17 protein-coding genes and 1 pseudogene are annotated in these 15,804 nt (G+C 50.3%); 2 read left to right on the top strand and 16 right to left on the bottom strand.

Annotated features, from left to right (window positions below):
* Positions 1–1,028, top strand: a 1,028-nt coding sequence (locus tag ABD847_RS05385; RefSeq protein WP_345010791.1) for an IS256 family transposase, incomplete at its 5' end; no start/stop codon positions are given.
* Between the two features lie 70 nt (positions 1,029–1,098).
* On the opposite strand, the gene ABD847_RS05380 is transcribed toward ABD847_RS05385, so the two are convergent.
* The 12 genes from ABD847_RS05380 to ABD847_RS05325 form a co-directional block, all read right to left on the bottom strand.
* Entirely contained in the window at positions 1,099–1,545 is a 447-nt protein-coding gene (locus ABD847_RS05380) for a hypothetical protein (protein ID WP_345010790.1), read from the bottom strand.
* Between the two features lie 126 nt (positions 1,546–1,671).
* Positions 1,672–2,190: a hypothetical protein gene (locus tag ABD847_RS05375; RefSeq protein WP_345010789.1), complete on the bottom strand. Its 519-nt coding sequence runs from the start codon at positions 2,188–2,190 to the stop codon at positions 1,672–1,674.
* Positions 2,191–2,305: 115 nt separating this feature from the next.
* Positions 2,306–2,722 (bottom strand): hypothetical protein, encoded by a 417-nt coding sequence (locus ABD847_RS05370; RefSeq protein ID WP_345010788.1) that lies wholly within the window; start codon positions 2,720–2,722, stop codon positions 2,306–2,308.
* Positions 2,723–2,793: 71 nt separating this feature from the next.
* The gene (locus ABD847_RS05365) at positions 2,794–3,246 is read right to left on the bottom strand and encodes a hypothetical protein (protein ID WP_345010787.1); all 453 of its coding nucleotides are present in this window, start codon (positions 3,244–3,246) and stop codon (positions 2,794–2,796) included.
* A gap of 89 nt (positions 3,247–3,335) precedes the next feature.
* Positions 3,336–3,971 (bottom strand): hypothetical protein, encoded by a 636-nt coding sequence (locus ABD847_RS05360; RefSeq protein WP_345010786.1) that lies wholly within the window; start codon positions 3,969–3,971, stop codon positions 3,336–3,338.
* A 299-nt stretch (positions 3,972–4,270) separates the two neighbouring features.
* Positions 4,271–4,624, bottom strand: a complete 354-nt coding sequence (locus ABD847_RS05355) for a hypothetical protein (RefSeq protein ID WP_345010785.1) — start codon at positions 4,622–4,624, stop codon at positions 4,271–4,273.
* A gap of 74 nt (positions 4,625–4,698) precedes the next feature.
* Positions 4,699–5,364 (bottom strand): SLATT domain-containing protein, encoded by a 666-nt coding sequence (locus ABD847_RS05350; protein WP_345010784.1) that lies wholly within the window; start codon positions 5,362–5,364, stop codon positions 4,699–4,701.
* A 78-nt stretch (positions 5,365–5,442) separates the two neighbouring features.
* A complete protein-coding gene (locus tag ABD847_RS05345; RefSeq protein ID WP_345010783.1) occupies positions 5,443–6,144 on the bottom strand; it encodes a hypothetical protein in 702 nt (233 codons plus the stop codon).
* Between the two features lie 106 nt (positions 6,145–6,250).
* Entirely contained in the window at positions 6,251–6,718 is a 468-nt protein-coding gene (locus ABD847_RS05340; RefSeq protein ID WP_345010782.1) for a hypothetical protein, read from the bottom strand.
* Positions 6,719–6,883: 165 nt separating this feature from the next.
* On the bottom strand, positions 6,884–7,162 hold the full coding sequence (locus ABD847_RS05335) for a hypothetical protein (RefSeq protein WP_345010781.1): 279 nt from the start codon (positions 7,160–7,162) through the stop codon (positions 6,884–6,886).
* Between the two features lie 20 nt (positions 7,163–7,182).
* Positions 7,183–7,476, bottom strand: a complete 294-nt coding sequence (locus ABD847_RS05330; protein WP_345010780.1) for a hypothetical protein — start codon at positions 7,474–7,476, stop codon at positions 7,183–7,185.
* A gap of 89 nt (positions 7,477–7,565) precedes the next feature.
* Entirely contained in the window at positions 7,566–8,645 is a 1,080-nt protein-coding gene (locus ABD847_RS05325; RefSeq protein WP_345010779.1) for a hypothetical protein, read from the bottom strand.
* Positions 8,646–8,885: 240 nt separating this feature from the next.
* Between ABD847_RS05325 and ABD847_RS05320 the strand changes: the two genes are divergently transcribed.
* Positions 8,886–9,875 (top strand): integron integrase, encoded by a 990-nt coding sequence (locus ABD847_RS05320; RefSeq protein WP_345010778.1) that lies wholly within the window; start codon positions 8,886–8,888, stop codon positions 9,873–9,875.
* A 207-nt stretch (positions 9,876–10,082) separates the two neighbouring features.
* Here the strand turns inward: ABD847_RS05320 and ABD847_RS05315 are convergent, their stop codons facing one another.
* From ABD847_RS05315 to pstA, 4 genes and pseudogenes are all read right to left on the bottom strand, one after another.
* Positions 10,083–12,428 (bottom strand): YgiQ family radical SAM protein, encoded by a 2,346-nt coding sequence (locus ABD847_RS05315; protein WP_345010777.1) that lies wholly within the window; start codon positions 12,426–12,428, stop codon positions 10,083–10,085.
* 158 nt (positions 12,429–12,586) lie between these two features.
* Entirely contained in the window at positions 12,587–13,285 is a 699-nt protein-coding gene (gene phoU, locus ABD847_RS05310; protein ID WP_345010776.1) for a phosphate signaling complex protein PhoU, read from the bottom strand.
* A 24-nt stretch (positions 13,286–13,309) separates the two neighbouring features.
* Positions 13,310–14,128 carry a phosphate ABC transporter ATP-binding protein PstB gene (pstB, locus tag ABD847_RS05305; RefSeq protein WP_345010775.1) on the bottom strand — a complete coding sequence of 273 codons (819 nt, stop codon included), beginning with the start codon at positions 14,126–14,128 and terminating at the stop codon, positions 13,310–13,312.
* Between the two features lie 27 nt (positions 14,129–14,155).
* Positions 14,156–15,801: pseudogene (pstA, locus tag ABD847_RS05300) on the bottom strand (phosphate ABC transporter permease PstA).
* Between the last annotated feature and the right edge of the window lie 3 nt (positions 15,802–15,804).

Genomic DNA, 15,804 nt, shown 5'->3' with positions numbered 1-15,804 from the left:
CGCTCATTGAAACACCTCTCTTTGCGTTAGTTTATCTAACTGTGAGGTGTCTAGAAAACCGGTGGCGATTCATTGAGCCGCAAATCATCAAAAAACACCAGACCCAGTTGACTGACGAGCTGGAGCGCAAAATCATCGCCCTGTTTGCGCTTGGAACTAGCTACCAGGATATCCGGGCGCATATCGAAGAGTTGTACGGTATCCATCTGTCCAACGGTACGCTCAACGCCGTGACTGACAAGCTGCTGCCTGAGTTACAAGCCTGGCGTGACCGTGAGCTGGATGCGATTTATCCGGTGATGTGGCTCGATGCCATTCACTACAAAATCAAGGAAAATGGCCGCTATATCACCAAGGCCGTTTACACCATTCTGGGCCTGAATGTCGAAGGTAAAAAAGAGCTGCTCGGTCTTTATCTGTCAGAGTATGAAGGGGCCCATCACTGGTTAAGCGTGCTGACCGATCTGCATAACCGGGGTGTCAAAGACATACTGATTGCCTGTGTGGATGGCTTGAAGGGCTTCCCTGAGGCCATCGCAAGTATCTATCCTCGAACGGAAGTTCAGCACTGCGTCATCCACCAGATCCGCAACTCATTGAAATATGTTGCCAGCAAGAACCAGAAAGCCTTCATGGTGGATCTTAAGTGCGTGTACAAAGCGGCTACCCTGAGTGCGGCTGAATCGGCGCTGGATGAGTTGGAGGCCAAGTGGGGCGAGAAATACCCAGTCGTCATTAAATCCTGGCGCAATAAATGGGAGACGCTGTCGGCCTATTTTAAATACCCGGAATACGTCAGAACCGCCATCTACACGACCAATGCGGTCGAGGCGGTACACCGGCAGTTCCGCAAACTGACGAAAACCAAAGGCGGTTTCGCCAATGAAAACAGTTTGCTCAAGCTGTTATACGCCGGTATGTTGCAGGCATCAGAACGCTGGACGCTCCCCATCCAGAATTGGAATCTGACGCTGTCGCAGCTATCGATCCATTTCCCCGGCAGATTGGATGATCATATTGACCTATGATCGGCTGACACAGAATATTGAACACCCTCCAGTAATAATAGCGAACTATTTGAACTGTGGTTGTGTGTACTCAACAATGCTCACATATTGCTTGCTTGACCGCGGATATTAACTTATCGAACTCCTCACGGGATGTTCTATTTTTGTCTATTGATCCTTTAGAACCGTTTGATTTTACTATGAATAATCTGTATTTTGCTCTCATAACATAACCAATAACAAAGAATACCGAAAAAAACAATAACAAACTTAAAGTTTGTATGTCTGAAATGGTTAAAGATCCTGCCTCCCCCATACTTGGTGCAAGTATAAATAATGCGATGACATTACCTACTGCAAATGAAAAAAACACCCCCCAAACACTAAGCGTTAACCCAGCGATTATTTTTTCTTTCCTCCCATTTTCCACCACAAACAAGTCAGCAATATTTTTTAGTGGCTCTGTATATCCCTGGTAGGTGAAACTAGTCGGTGTTAGCTTATAGTTTTTGCTTTCGTATATTACTTTATCATTCATTCTCAGTCCTTTGACATGGTTGCCGAATGCGTGTGTTTTTACACGCAACACTGTAGTAATGTTTCACGAGTGACTTTTGCGCATTACAGTAAGCGAAGCGAACGACTTTAACTATTTGTTAGATGATTATTTATTCAATAAACTTAGGAGTGCTTCCCTTACATTTCCATCGGATATAAATTTCTTTGGTAAGATTATCGCAGGGGCTTCGCTTCTGAAAATAAAATAACTTTTCTCGGATTCCTTGATGGTTACGTCAGGTGTGATTGAAAATTTTAACTCTGTGTTTTCGTCGGTAAATAATATTGAATTAGTGTTTATTGTTATGGACTTCCTTCCGAGAAGGTACTTACTAGCATTGCTATCAAAAAGTTTATTTACGTAACGGATAATCTTCATGTTTTGCCGAAATTCATATGTAATTATTTGAATAAATCCAAATATGAGAACGAAAACAATCGAAAACACTCTGGGTAGTCCATCAAACAACATGTAAAAACAGGCAATTGAAACTGCATGCATTACAAGTAAAGTGATTTGCGCCCCTCTTATTTGATTTTTTATGGCTTTAGAGTTTTTTGCATAATAAAGATGAAAGTCAATGAGATCATCTTTGTTGATTTCGTATTCAATTATGCCACGCATGTTTTCCATTTTCCTAAGAATGGATCCCATCCAACATAGAGCTAACCGGCGCTGCGTGGCTTTATCGCGCAGCGTCCAGCGACTGAAAGAAGCAAGGTTGAGTGCCGGTTAGGTTTTAGTATGACAGCCACTGCTCATTTCCTCTGAACGAGTATTGCTTGTCCGAAGACAGCTTGCCTTTGCCGACAATTGATGGCCAACACACCTGAAAGTCATAGAGATAGGCGGGCAAAACAAAATAGCGCCGTGCTTGAAGATCAGCCACTACGGTCAGACGCTCAAACAACTTTGACATCCAACTGAACACGAAGTAGCGCGAACATGGGGAGAATGCAAACATGCAACCCCATAGATGGCCAGGAAACGGTTGACCATCGAATATTCCTTGATGATAAGAATCACCATGTGGAGGCTCACTTTCGTAGATAAGCTCAATTCGGTGTCTTCCATTTGGCGAGACAAGAATGTAGTCGCCCATGCCGGCCCAAATAGTTCTTCCATCATTTGGGAGCTGCGTTTCCTGTGTGTCCATGTTGTGAAACCTAAAGCCCAACTGAGCGGAAAATAGAAGCGCAACGTAAATTGATCCGCTGCAGTTGTTTTTTATGACTTGCTCTCAAGCCACTTCTCCGCCTCGTCTTTGAGATGCTCCAGGAATTTTTGTTCAGCTTGTTCTCTCGGCAAGTCGGTGTAGTAGAGAATCATCGAACCATCTTGGCAATCCCAAATTTCCCTGAGCCAACAAAAGATATGTTCAAAACCGAGATTTGCACCAAAATATTTGCCATCAGGAAGTTCATCTGTTACTTCATGGTGAATATCCCAATAAAGAAAGTTGGCACCTTTCATTAGATCAATATCACCAGATACCATTCTTTCCACGACATCTTTAGCTGCTATTTTTGCCGCTAAAACTTTTGATGGAACTTCGCCCCCTAGCTCAGAAATGACATTTTCAAGCATTGGCCCAACAGTGGCCATAATCGGAGTCGTTTCCATAGCAAGATAGTTAATTGAATCTGAAAATATTCCTTGCTCTAGCCAAGAGTCAGCCAATTTTACGATCTCTTCACTTGATAATTTTCCCAGCTTGTAATGAGCTATCGCAATTTCTGGTTTCAGACTTCAAAGTCATAACGTTGGAGTTAACCGGCTCTCAAAAAACGGAATAGCTTGCGAAGCAAGCCCGCTTTTTGAGGGTCCGCGTTGAACGATTGGCTAGAGGGCGATACTTTTAACCGCTCCTCTATCAGTGTGTCGGCGACAAAATACGTGATGTTTTTTGGCGGGGAGTAGATCTCTGGTGGGCTTTTCATATCGAGCCTTTTCTGTGACAGCATGATTGCACCCGCATCGATCTCTTCTCTTACGAAGAAATTCTGCCTCCAATTCAGGACTACTACTTGCCCATTAGGTAGTTCTACCAAAGTTGGGGCAAAACCCATCCGAATTTCATCTGCTCTTGACGTTGCCACCCTTACATGCAAAGGCAGTGCGTATGGGCTGGAGTAGATGGATTCGATTTCTGATGCAAGGCGGTACTGCCGCCAATCTTCGAATGGCGCGTGCCGTTGAATCGAAACAATAGCCAAGTCTATTCTCTCGCCAGATTTCGTGAGAACCCCACATGGTGTTTCATTAAATTCGGCGCCGTTTCCATACAGATCGGGTGGGGTACGGCCAATCTCTTTCAGTTTGGATAGGTGTTCGGAGCCAATAAGTATCGGGCGTTCATTCCATTCTTGAATCAACCTAATGCGTTCACGAGGAACGAAGTTCATGAATTGTGCGTTGGCGTCTAGATACCACGGCTGACCACAATTAGAACATTGATAGATGGTGCCCCATCGCATTTCCTGAGGAGATACAAATATTGATAAGTCTCTCCTAGCGTCTGGTCGATCGGTCGTTTTGGCGTATTCCCAGTTGAAACTAATGGTGCTACCCGCTCCACATATCCGGCAGTCTGAATCGTGACCAAGGCGACTTGATGAAACTTGGAGAAGCGACATTGAACCCTCTAACGTCTGAATTCGCTGGACTTGCGCGGCTTTCCGCGCAAGTCCGGTGGAATGATGGGTTAGGCGCCGGACGGCCCATGATGAGCGCCCTTGTAGTGATTGTTTTGGCCAACACCATGCGGACACAACCAGCCTTCGGCGGCATAGGACTTGAGGTATTCATCAAACTCCTCTTCGTTCTCGAATGAATATCCGCATTCTTCAACGTTGTCCAGCAACTCAGTCCAGACTTCGATAGCCCCAGATTCTAGGTAGGTCACCTGCGTCACCTTCCACGCGAAATAGTCACCAACCTCCGCGTTGTCAAACTTCATGAACTCACCAACGCGTGGGACCACCGCCATTGGAATGGTCTTGGTGAGATGAGCCCATCGGGTTTTCGTTGCGAGCCAGATGCTGAACTGTATGTCCATGAGTAGGCGCCTAACTTTTACTTAAATGGCGGCATGAAATGCCGTCCAGTTTCAAGTTTTTGTTAGCCAACTGATTACTTTGATGCTGTTAAGTAGGGAGAAAACACAGATGTTGCTCCAAACATATCGGTAATGAGGAAAAGTTCAATTGTGACCAATACTATAGGTGTAATATACGGAATTATTGCTAATAAATAATATTTTATACAGTAATTCACTCTACCTAAAAAACTCAACTGAAATAAATCAGGTGAACGTAGTATTGTTAGTATATAATCACTTCGTTCATGATTTTCAACATCAGCAATTATAGTTGCATATTGTTTTTGAAAGTCTTTCAGTATATCAGCTTCCTTGCTTTTGTCTTCAATATTTACAACCCTCAATTCTCGTATTAAATTCTTTATTTTATCACCGCAATCATTAAGTTGTTCGCTGCGCAATTCAAATCTTGCCGTTCCGATTATTATGGAATAAACAAGAATTGCTACAGCTAAAAATATTTGAATTGCGCTTAGTATATCGCCGTTGAGAATTAATGGCGCTTTAGCTAGTTGCATTAGCGGAATAAAAATCAAGCCAAGCGAAAATAAAGTAGATACACTGAATGTAACTTTTGCCTGCCAAGAAAGACGATTAGAAGCGTTATATCTATTTATGGCTGTTGTTTTCATTGATGCAATTAATTTCTCACGTTGTTCTTTGCACGCAACGTCTTTTGGGGATAGGCTTAAATCCATATCTATATTACCTAAGTTGGCTAACTTCGTTTTATGCGGTGGCAAAGCCATCCGACATTAAAAACTTGTTAACCTGATTTATAATATCAGGTATCGAATTGTTCTTTTATGAATGGTTTGCATGCCATGGCAAGCTGGAATGTGTAGTAAAAGATTTTTATAACATGGATGACCTTGATATCTATCACCTAAAGCAATAGAACTTATTTTCTTTAAAATAAGACGGTCTTCTTTTTTAATGTTGTTGCCATCTACATTGATGAAGGTGTCTTTGCTTATTGTTACTAATACAATATTTGAAAAAATACCTGAGCCACCATAATGAGAGTCTAGTCTGAGTATGTGAATTCCACTGGGGGAACAGCCTAAGTATCGATAAGATACATTAAACTTCTCAGATGTGTATGTTATTACAATCTTTTGTTCACCATCATAACCAGCATTGACTTCTCCATAATATCTATTTGACCTATTGGATTTAAGTATATTGATTGAAACAATTTCATCCCCTTGATCTGATATAAGTCCATTTAGATCTTCTAAAATGGCTGGGTTAATGAATGGCTCAGATGTAAAGGAATAGCTCAATGAGTCAAAATTTTTTATTAGTTTTGATTTAGGTGTTAAAGAAATAAATGTTTTTCCAATGAAGCCAAATAGTTCATCTTTGAATATCGCAGCTAAAGCTAGGACGAAAGCAGATGCAGAATCATAATTTGGAGCATTAATTAGCCAAAAAAATGTGATTAATAAGGCAAGATTAGTGAGTAATTTATACAAGATGAAGTCTCAAAATTCAGGTTAACATTTTAGTTATGGGGCGCGCGGATTTTATGCGCGTCCCAGTGAGCGAAGCAAACGACTTAAACTATTTGTTAGGTTTCGCTTACTTAAAACTCTCAGTGATTTCTTGTTGGGCGATCTTTTGGAATAGAGCAATTTTATTGCCTGCGTCAACTTTTAGTTGCTCCATGAATTCGCGTTCATCTCTTGAATGTCTAACGGTAATGAATTGATTTACGGATGACAGAGTATTATATGCTGCCTCTCTAATTTCATCAGTAGATATAATCTGTAACTCATTAAAGCACCTTAAATAGGATAAATAATCTTCGTCTTGGCATGTGCAATTCTCAAACATATATTTTTGAAGCAATGCCTGAGATAAAGCACAAAATTCAACGTATTTTACTTTTTTTTCATCATGCAGTCTTTGTTGCCTGATGCTAGAATCTTTATCTATTTCATGCTTACGGTTCAGATATAATGTTGTAATGCTTGTGATTGCTGCAATTATTGCACCTAAGCCAATTTTTACACTTGTATCTAAAATGTCGATCAATGAAGAACTCATTAATATATCTCTCCGTTGAACGGAAAACCTAACATTTTAGTTATGGGGCGCGCGGCTTTATGCGCGTCCCAGCGAGCGAAGCGAACGACTTGAACTATTTGTTAGGCATAGCCACATCGGCAGCCGCACCGATTGACCTAAAGGTTAGAGATATAAGTCGGGAGTTTAAACTTCGGCGCTAGGGAAGTTGATGGATACCCAACTTTCGAATTCAGCTATTGTAGCTACTATGCGCTGCGATTTAGTTTCTGGTTCATAGAGAGATAGAGCCTCTCCACGAGAAATCCGAGATTGAAGCACTCGCAACTTGGCTTCAAGCCAGCCAACAGAACTTGCTGCATCGTAACTATGAGCGTCAGTAAATTTGAAAAATAACTCTTGGTTCACTTCACCACTTGCGGCAAGTTTAGAATCCAGCTGTCTGTTATATGCGATGGCATCCATGAAAATCCCTGATTTTTTATTTATTGGTGGGCATTGGTAACAAATCCATCCCTCGAGATATATATTTTGAAAGTAACCTCGAATTGCATTGTCCACTTAAGTAAAAGATCTTTAAGTTCAGTTTTTAAGGCGTCTGGAACATCTAGGTTATACAGCCATATACCAATGGTTTTCACATCGGTAGGCAAATCCTCACAGTCGATGTTTAGCTTATACACCCCATTTTTTACCGATAAAGCGTGGGTATACATATGAATATTTCTATTCAGTGATATCTCCCACCCATCAAGCGTTTCCTTAAGGTTTCGTTCCATCTGGTCTTCTTTGCTGCCTAACTTTTACTTGTGGGGCTGCGTAGCAGTCCCACACCAAGTTTTTGTTGTGTGTGAACAATAAGCTAAAATCAAAGCTTTTTATCATTTACCCATCTATATCTATGTCCGTCTAACTTTAATAAATAATTCCGTAAAGCCTCTTTTTGGTTTTCATCTGCTTTTTTGAAAATTGATTTTATTTCATCATCGACAGATTTTTCACTAAAACCGCGATCAATGGCTTTGCGATACCATTCTTGACCAAGCTCAAAATGAGAAGTTTCCATATAGATAGCACCAAGTAGTGTGCATGGCCTGAAGTTATCTGGTGTAAATGAAAATGCTGTTTCACCTAGGCTAATTGCATTAGTCCATTCTGCTATATCGCGTAAAGCTCCACCATGAGTTGTGCAAATTGCAGATTTTAATTTTTTATTTGTGATGCTGTCTAATTTTATTTTTGACAATATAGATATTGCACTTTTTGGTTCGCAAGCCTTTCTATAATGACTACTTGCATTTACAGCTAACCAGTGGTCATTTTTGACCTCATACTCTTTTATAATGTGTTCAGCCTCATTTTTATGATGTTTCTTATTTAGAGAGTCAGTAAAATAACCTCGATATAAATCATCTCTACTCAAAGTGAGCCATACGATATCTTCTGGAGTTATTCTGTGCCCTTTATCAATTTTATCTATAAGTGACATTAAACGATTGTAATCGTTTTTCTCTATATAAAAATCTAAGTCATATTTCTGTTTTAATTTTATTAGCTTTTGCTTTCTTATGTAATTAGGGTCTTTTTCAAGTGCTTTTTGTCGTTCTCTTTCAATTTTTCTTTGCAACTCATATTTCGCTTTTAATTCGAGCTGAAATTTTTCTTTTCTTGCTGCTTCTTCTTGTTTTTCTTTTTCAATAGTCATAATTCTTATGACTTTTTCTTGCTTGGCTAATAACTCATATTCATCAAAATTTATCGTGCCATTAGCAAATCGTTCTAGTGCTATAAATTTATTTTTAGCTAGGAAACGGCGAGACATCATAGAAATTTTTGATGTTTCTAATTCACCAAGAAAATTAGAAATGCTTGTACTGGGAACAAGTGCACTAGCGATATCATCAACATGATATTTTTGTGCTAATTCTTTATGTTTATCAAAAATCATGTATGGTTCTCATTAATTACACACAACAATTTATTCTGCGGCGAAATGCCACCTATCCACAGAGGCTGGCCGCCTAGTTCCATTGGGGTCAGATCTGTGCCCTTGCAACTGTCTGTTTCTACAACAATAAACATGCCATCTTTCTTGCCTGTGTGGATAGGTGGCAAATTTGCCACCTATCCAGCACTGGGACCTGATCGAATTTAAACTGTATATAAACACAGTTGATTGAGGTATCCCATGCGCAAACCTTCCTCCCCCTTTCTGGCATCCATCTATGAGCAGATGCTGGTGCTGCGTTATGCCATGAGCACCATAGAGGCCTATCTGTACTGGATCCGTTTTTATATCCGCTACCATGGCCTCGTACATCCTGCCGAACTGGCTGAGGCCGAGGTCGGCCAGTTTCTTACCTTTTTGGCGGATGAGCGGCACGTCTCGGCCAAAACCCAGGCCCAGGCACTCAATGCCTTGGTGTTTCTGTATAAACGGGTGCTGGATCGCCCCTTTGCCCTGCAACTGGCGTTCCGCCCCAGTCAGCGCGCCCCCAAGCTGCCGTCTGTGCTGACCCCTCGGGAGGTGGCGGCCCTGCTGGCGGCCTTGCCGGTTCATCTGCAATTGCCGGCCCAGTTGCTGTACGGCAGTGGTCTGAGGTTGATGGAGGCCATGCGTCTACGAGTGCAGGATGTGGACGTCCAGTATCTGTCGTTGATGATCTGGAACGGCAAAGGTGGCAAGCACAGACGGGTCACCCTGGCCTCCGAGCTATTGCCGGCCCTGCAACAACAGGTGGCTCAGGTGCGCCACTATTATCAGGCCGATTTGCAGAATCCTGAGTATGCCGGGGTATGGCTACCCGATGCCCTGGCACGCAAGTACCCGGCCGCGCCACACGAATTTGGCTGGCATTACCTGTTTGCGGCCAGTCATCTGAGCCGGGATCCCTATAGCGGCAAGCTGCGTCGGCATCACCTGGACGCCAGCGTGCTGCAAAAAGCCGTCCGCCAGGCGGCGCGTCAGCTGCAATTGGGCAAGGTGGTCAGCTGCCATACCCTGCGGCACAGCTTTGCTACCCACCTGCTGGCCCGGGGTGCGGATATCCGCACCGTGCAGGAGCAGCTGGGTCATAGCGATGTGCGCACCACTCAGATCTACACCCATGTACTGCAGCAGGGCGCCAATGGGGTGCGCAGCCCGTTGTCTGATTTGCGTCTGGATCTGCCGGAATGATTTTACTGCCGTGCAGGCAGGCTACCGCCCCGGGCTTACAGCTACCCCAGGCTGATCCTTTACCTGTTCTTACATCCATGTGAGCAGATAGTAACGGGTAGGGTGTCATTCGGACAATGAGGCGGGTAGCACAAAAATGACAAAAAGCAAACGGCGCCAGGATCTTACGAACCTGACGCCGTTGTGACGGCTCATGACGCTTCTGGCTTAGGCCTGGCGACCCCGGCCTTTCGGCTTGCCCTGCTCAGCGCGGGCGGTGGAAGCCGTGCCCTGGCGCGTCGCAGCCCGTCCGCTCCCCGCCCCGCTTGGACGGCCTTTGGCTGCCGATGGGGTCTTGCCCGCCGCAGGCCCCTTGCCTGCGGCCGCGCCCTTGGCGTCGCCTCGGTTGGCGGACGGACGAGACGACGCCGGCTTACCCTGGCGCGCCTCATCCTGCCGGGCAGCCGGGTTGCGCTGCTGGCTGATGGGGCTGTGACGGGTCAGCGCGGGTTTGCCGCCTCGGCTGGCGGGCTGGTGATCGGCGGGGCCGGCGGGCGGCACCAGATGCTGGGGCCCCTTGCCGATGAGACGACTTAACCCCATGGCTTGCAGGGCCTCGCGGATCATGGGCCAGCCGGCGGGGTCGTGATAACGCAGTATCGCCTTGTGCAACCGGCGACGGCGCTCGCCCTTGGCGACAAACACAGTGCCGGACTTGTAGGTCACCTTGTGCAGCGGATCCACCTCCGAGTAATACATGGTGGTGGCGGTGGCCAGGGGCGACGGGTAGAAATTCTGCACCTGGTCGAGCTTGAAGTCGTTGGCCTTGAGCCAGAGCGCCAGGTTCACCATGTCCTCGTCCGAGGTGCCCGGGTGAGCGGCGATAAAATAGGGGATCAGGTACTGCTGCTTGCCGGCCTCCTGGGAGTACTTGTCAAACAGCTCCTTGAAGCGGTAATAGCTGCCCATGCCCGGTTTCATCATCTTGGACAGGGGCCCCTCTTCGGTGTGCTCCGGGGCAATCTTCAGGTAGCCGCCCACATGGTACTTGGCCAGCTCCTTGATGTAGCGCGGATCCTCCACCGCCAGGTCGTAGCGCACGCCAGAGGCGATGAGTATCTTCTTGATGCCCTTGAGATCACGCGCCTTGCGGTACAGGTTGATGGTGGGAGTGTGGTCCGTGTCCATGTGCGGGCAGATCACCGGATACACGCAGGAGGCGCGCCGGCAGGTCTCTTCGGCCCGCGGGTTCTTGCAGCGCAAGCCGTACATGTTGGCGGTGGGTCCGCCCAGGTCTGAGATCACCCCGGTGAAGCCCGGCACCTTGTCGCGGATCGCCTCGATCTCCTGCAGGATGGAACCCTCGGAACGGCTCTGGATGATGCGCCCCTCGTGTTCCGTGATGGAGCAGAAGGTGCAGCCGCCAAAGCAGCCACGCATGATGTTCACCGAGGTCTTGATCATGTCGTAGGCCGGGATCTTGGCCTTGCCGTAGGCCGGATGGGGCACCCGTTGGTACGGCAGCGCGAACACGCCGTCCATCTCCTCGGTGGAGAGCGGCAAGGCCGGCGGGTTGACCCAGATGGCCCGGTCGCCATGGGGTTGCAGCAGGGCCCGGGCGCAGCCGGGGTTGGTCTCCTGGTGCAGCACCCGGGAGGTGTGGGCGTAGAGCACCTTGTCCCCCTTCACCTTCTCAAACGACGGCAGCAGTACATAGGTCAGCTCCCAGGGCTTGGGCTTGGCGGGCTGCACCAGCACCGGCTTCGCCTCGGCTCCCTGCCCCACTTGTGTCTCGGGCGTGTCGCTACAGGGCGCGCCTTCCATGTAGGGGTTGGGGATGGGGTCGATGCGCCCCAGCTGATCCAGCCGGGTGGAGTCCACGCCCCGCCAGCCCGGCAAGGCCTCCTTGCGGATGACGGCGGTGCCGCGGATGTCCTGCATCTGGGCCAGGCTCTCACCGCGGGCGAAGCGGTGGGCGATCTCCGCCAGCGGTCGCTCGGCGTTACCGAACACCAGTAGATCGGCCTTGGCATCCATCAGCACGGAGCGGCGTATGGTCTCGGACCAGTAGTCGTAGTGGGCAATGCGTCGCAAGGAGGCTTCGATGCCCCCCAGCACCACGGGCACGTCCTTGTAGGCTTCCTTGCAGCGCTGAGAGTAGACCAGGGTGGCGCGATCCGGCCGCTTGCCCCCCTCGTTGCCCGGAGTGTAGGCATCGTCGTGGCGCAGCTTCTTGTCGGCGGTGTAGCGGTTGATCATGGAGTCCATGTTGCCGGCCGACACACCGAAGAAGAGGTTGGGCCGCCCCAGGGACATGAAGGCGTCTTTGCTGTTCCAATCCGGCTGGGCAATGATGCCAACCCGAAAGCCCTGGGCCTCGAGGAAACGCCCCACCACCGCCATGCCGAAGCTGGGGTGATCCACATAGGCATCGCCGCTGATGATGATGATGTCGCAGCTGTCCCAGCCCAGCTTGTCCATCTCGGCCCGGCTCATGGGCAGGAAAGGTGCCGGCCCCAGGTGGTGCGCCCAATACTTGGGATAATCAAACAGAGTGATGGCCGGTGACTGCATGGCGGGACTCTTCTTAAGGAAGCCGAAACGGGCGCGGATTATAGCTTGTGAAGAAAATGTTGGCGACGGTTATTTTTTAACCACACACCCTGTCCGGGAACGTAAAAATCAGGGGAGCCTAAGCTCCCCCTGCGGTGTCATGCCAAGCGTGCGCACGCTTAGATGGCGTTGGGATCGGACACCTTGGTGTGGCGCACGTCCTTGCCCTTGACGCAGTAGATGATGTAGTCGCTGATGTGCTGGCAGCGGTCACCGATGCGCTCCAGCGCCCGGGCGGCCCACAACACCTCCATGACCTGGGGAATGGTGCGGGGATCTTCCATCATGTAGGTCATCAGCTGACGGATGATGCCCTCGTAGAGCTGGTCAATCTTGTCGTCGTCATGGTAGAGCTGCACTGCGGCTTCTACGTCCATGCGGGCGAAGGCATCCAGGGCGTCGTGCAGCATCTTGATGCACTGACGGCCCATGCTCTCCAGGGAGACCAGCAGCGGCTGCGGCCGGCTGGTGTTGTTGAGCACCATGCGCACCAGACGCTCCGCCACATCCCCCATGCGTTCCAGATCCGTCACCGTCTTGGAGATCATCAGGATGAGGCGCAGGTCGGAGGCGGCCGGCTGACGCTTGGCGATGATGCGGGTGCACTCCTCGTCGATGCTCACTTCCATGCCGTTGACCTGCAGATCGGTCTCCACCACCTTGCGGGCCAGATCCTGATCCTGCTGGTGCAGGGCGGTCAGGGCATCCCCCAGCTGCTGCTCCACCAAGCCGCCCATGGCCAGCACATTGTTGCGCACCGCATCCAGCTCGGTGTTGAACTGGCCGGAGATGTGCTTGTTCAGATTCATGTTATCCATTGCTCAAATCCTCTTGGGCCGGGCTTAGCCGTAGCGGCCTGTGATGTAATCTTCGGTCTTCTTCATCTTCGGCTTGGTGAAGATGGTGTTGGTATCGGCGTACTCGATCATCTCCCCCATGTACATGAAGGCGGTCTGATCTGACACCCGGGCCGCCTGCTGCATGTTGTGGGTCACGATAACCACAGTGTACTTGCTCTTGAGCTCGTTGATGAGCTCCTCGATGGTCAGGGTGGAGATGGGATCCAGCGCCGAGGTGGGTTCATCCAGCAGCAGCACTTCCGGTTCGATGGCGATGGCCCGGGCGATCACCAGACGCTGCTGCTGACCACCGGACAGGCCGAAGGCGTTCTCGTGCAGCCGGTCCTTCACCTCTTCCCACAAGGCAGCGCCGCGCAAGGAGCGCTCCACCGCCTCGTCCAGCACCCGCCGGTCATTGATGCCCTGCAGGCGCAGGCCGTAGACCACGTTCTCGTAGATGGACTTGGGGAAGGGATTGGGGCGCTGGAACACCATGCCCACCCGACGCCGCAGGGCTGCCACGTCCACGCTCTTGTCGTAGATGTTCTGGCCATGCAGGCAGATCTGACCTTCGATGCGGCAGATTTCCACCAGGTCGTTCATGCGGTTGATGCAGCGCAGCAGGGTGGACTTGCCACAGCCGGACGGGCCGATGAAGGCGGTCACCTGCCCCTTGGGGATCTTCATGTTGATGTCAAACAGCGCCTGCTTGTTGCCATAGAACAGGTTCAGCTCCTTGACCTCCAAGGCGGTGCGCTCCGGGGCCAGATTGCCAAGATCCAGGGTGTCGTTGGTACTGCCAGTTGGGGTAACGGTAATCATAGTTTCCTCAATTCAAAAGACGGCGGATCAGTTATCCAGCGCCCGGTATTTCTCGCGCAGATGGTTACGGATGCTGATGGCGGTGAGGTTCAACCCCACGATGACGGTCACCAGCAAGAAGGAGGTGGCATACACCAGCGGACGCGCCGCCTCCACGTTGGGGCTCTGGAAGCCCACGTCGAAAATATGGAAGCCCAGGTGCATGAACTTGCGCTCCACATGGAAGTACGGGAAGTTGCCATCCAGCGGCAGGGTGGGCGCCAGCTTCACCGCCCCCACCAGCATCAGGGGCGCCACCTCACCGGCCGCCCGGGCAATGGCCAGGATGAGCCCCGTCATGATGGCGGGGCTGGCCATGGGCAGCACGATGCGCCACAGGGTCTCGGCCTTGGTGGCCCCCAGGGCCAGGGAGCCGTGACGGACGGCGCTGGGGATCCGGGCCAGACCTTCTTCGGTGGAGACGATCACCACCGGCAGGGTCAGGATGGCCAGGGTCAGGGCCGACCAGATCACCCCGGGTGAACCGAAGGTGGGGCTCGGCAGGGCCTCGGGGTAGAACAGCTTGTCGATGCGCCCCCCAGCACGTAGACGAAGAAGCCCAGACCAAACACACCGTAAACGATGGAGGGAACCCCCGCCAGGTTGATCACAGCGATGCGGATGATCTTGGTCAGGGCGTTCTTGCCGGCATACTCGTGCAGGTAGACCGCAGCCACCACCCCCAGCGGGGTAACGATGACGGTCATCAGCAGCACCATGAAGACGGTGCCGAAGATGGCCGGGAAAACACCGCCTTCGGTGTTGGCTTCCCGGGGATCATCGCTGACGAACTTGCCGATCTGATGGAACCAGTGACCTATCTTCTGCAGCAGGCTCATGTCGTTGGGCCAGGCCACGTCCAGCACCTGGGCCATGGGGATCTGTACCTCGACGCCGCGCATGTCCTTCACCACCAGGGTATCCCGCTCGGCCTGGGCACGCAGATCGAACAGCTCCTTCTCGTGGAGATGGTACTCGTCGTTCAGGGCCTGGCGCGCCTGCGCCAGCTCCTGCTTGGCCGCTTCGGTCAGGGCATGATCCAGCTCCAGGCGACGCTCCTTCAAGCGCAGCTTCTCCAGCTGGTAGTTGATGGCACCAATGGCGCCTTTTTGCAGATCCCGGGTGCGGTCGTTGAGATCCTGCACCCGCGCCAACCGGGCCTCCAGCTGGCTGTGCAGGTCGCCGGCCACCACCTGCCCCTGCTCCAGCAGCTGGGTGACGGTGCCGTAGAAGTTGCCGTTGGTGGTGCGCTCGATCACCGCCAGATCCTTGGGCGTCTCACGCCCCTGGATGTCGGTTTCCAGCACCCAGCGAAAGTCCAGCGGCACAAACTCGCGGTTGCCGGTCTTCACCAGGTAGCGCTCCAGCACCTCTGGGGTCCCCTCCGGGAACTGGCGGCCGGAGGCCTCCAGGCGGGCGGTGGGCACGGGTTCGCTGTCGTTGAGTTCACCGATGAGGACGCTCTGTTGACCGTTCTCATCCAGTTGCCATTGGTAGATGGTGTGGGGCCAGAAGTAGACCAGGCCACGCCAACCGATCAGCACCAGGAGGCCGATGACCGCCACCAGGCTCAGGCTCACGGCACCGCCGGTAAGCCAGATCCAGGGGGAGCCGGAGTTTATCCATTTTTTCATCTT

Origin of the sequence: Pseudaeromonas paramecii (assembly GCF_039540575.1) — a bacterium.
In the GTDB taxonomy this organism is placed as follows: domain Bacteria; phylum Pseudomonadota; class Gammaproteobacteria; order Enterobacterales; family Aeromonadaceae; genus Pseudaeromonas; species Pseudaeromonas paramecii.
The sequence above is the reverse complement of the archived record's forward strand: the minus strand, read 5'-3'. Positions and strand labels throughout refer to the sequence as shown.

What these genes read in the sequence shown, in the direction of transcription:
- ABD847_RS05355 (WP_345010785.1), bottom strand. Translation starts at nt 4,624, where the DNA reads ATGGACATACAGTTCAGCATCTGGCTCGCAACGAAAACCCGATGGGCT.
- ABD847_RS05325 (WP_345010779.1), bottom strand. Translation starts at nt 8,645, where the DNA reads ATGATTTTTGATAAACATAAAGAATTAGCACAAAAATATCATGTTGAT.
- ABD847_RS05335 (WP_345010781.1), bottom strand. Translation starts at nt 7,162, where the DNA reads ATGGATGCCATCGCATATAACAGACAGCTGGATTCTAAACTTGCCGCA.
- ABD847_RS05330 (WP_345010780.1), bottom strand. Translation starts at nt 7,476, where the DNA reads ATGGAACGAAACCTTAAGGAAACGCTTGATGGGTGGGAGATATCACTG.
- ABD847_RS05380 (WP_345010790.1), bottom strand. Translation starts at nt 1,545, where the DNA reads ATGAATGATAAAGTAATATACGAAAGCAAAAACTATAAGCTAACACCG.
- ABD847_RS05340 (WP_345010782.1), bottom strand. Translation starts at nt 6,718, where the DNA reads ATGAGTTCTTCATTGATCGACATTTTAGATACAAGTGTAAAAATTGGC.
- phoU (WP_345010776.1), bottom strand. Translation starts at nt 13,285, where the DNA reads ATGGATAACATGAATCTGAACAAGCACATCTCCGGCCAGTTCAACACC.
- pstB (WP_345010775.1), bottom strand. Translation starts at nt 14,128, where the DNA reads ATGATTACCGTTACCCCAACTGGCAGTACCAACGACACCCTGGATCTT.
- ABD847_RS05320 (WP_345010778.1), top strand. Translation starts at nt 8,886, where the DNA reads ATGCGCAAACCTTCCTCCCCCTTTCTGGCATCCATCTATGAGCAGATG.
- ABD847_RS05350 (WP_345010784.1), bottom strand. Translation starts at nt 5,364, where the DNA reads ATGGATTTAAGCCTATCCCCAAAAGACGTTGCGTGCAAAGAACAACGT.
- ABD847_RS05315 (WP_345010777.1), bottom strand. Translation starts at nt 12,428, where the DNA reads ATGCAGTCACCGGCCATCACTCTGTTTGATTATCCCAAGTATTGGGCG.
- ABD847_RS05360 (WP_345010786.1), bottom strand. Translation starts at nt 3,971, where the DNA reads ATGAACTTCGTTCCTCGTGAACGCATTAGGTTGATTCAAGAATGGAAT.
- ABD847_RS05370 (WP_345010788.1), bottom strand. Translation starts at nt 2,722, where the DNA reads ATGGACACACAGGAAACGCAGCTCCCAAATGATGGAAGAACTATTTGG.
- ABD847_RS05375 (WP_345010789.1), bottom strand. Translation starts at nt 2,190, where the DNA reads ATGCGTGGCATAATTGAATACGAAATCAACAAAGATGATCTCATTGAC.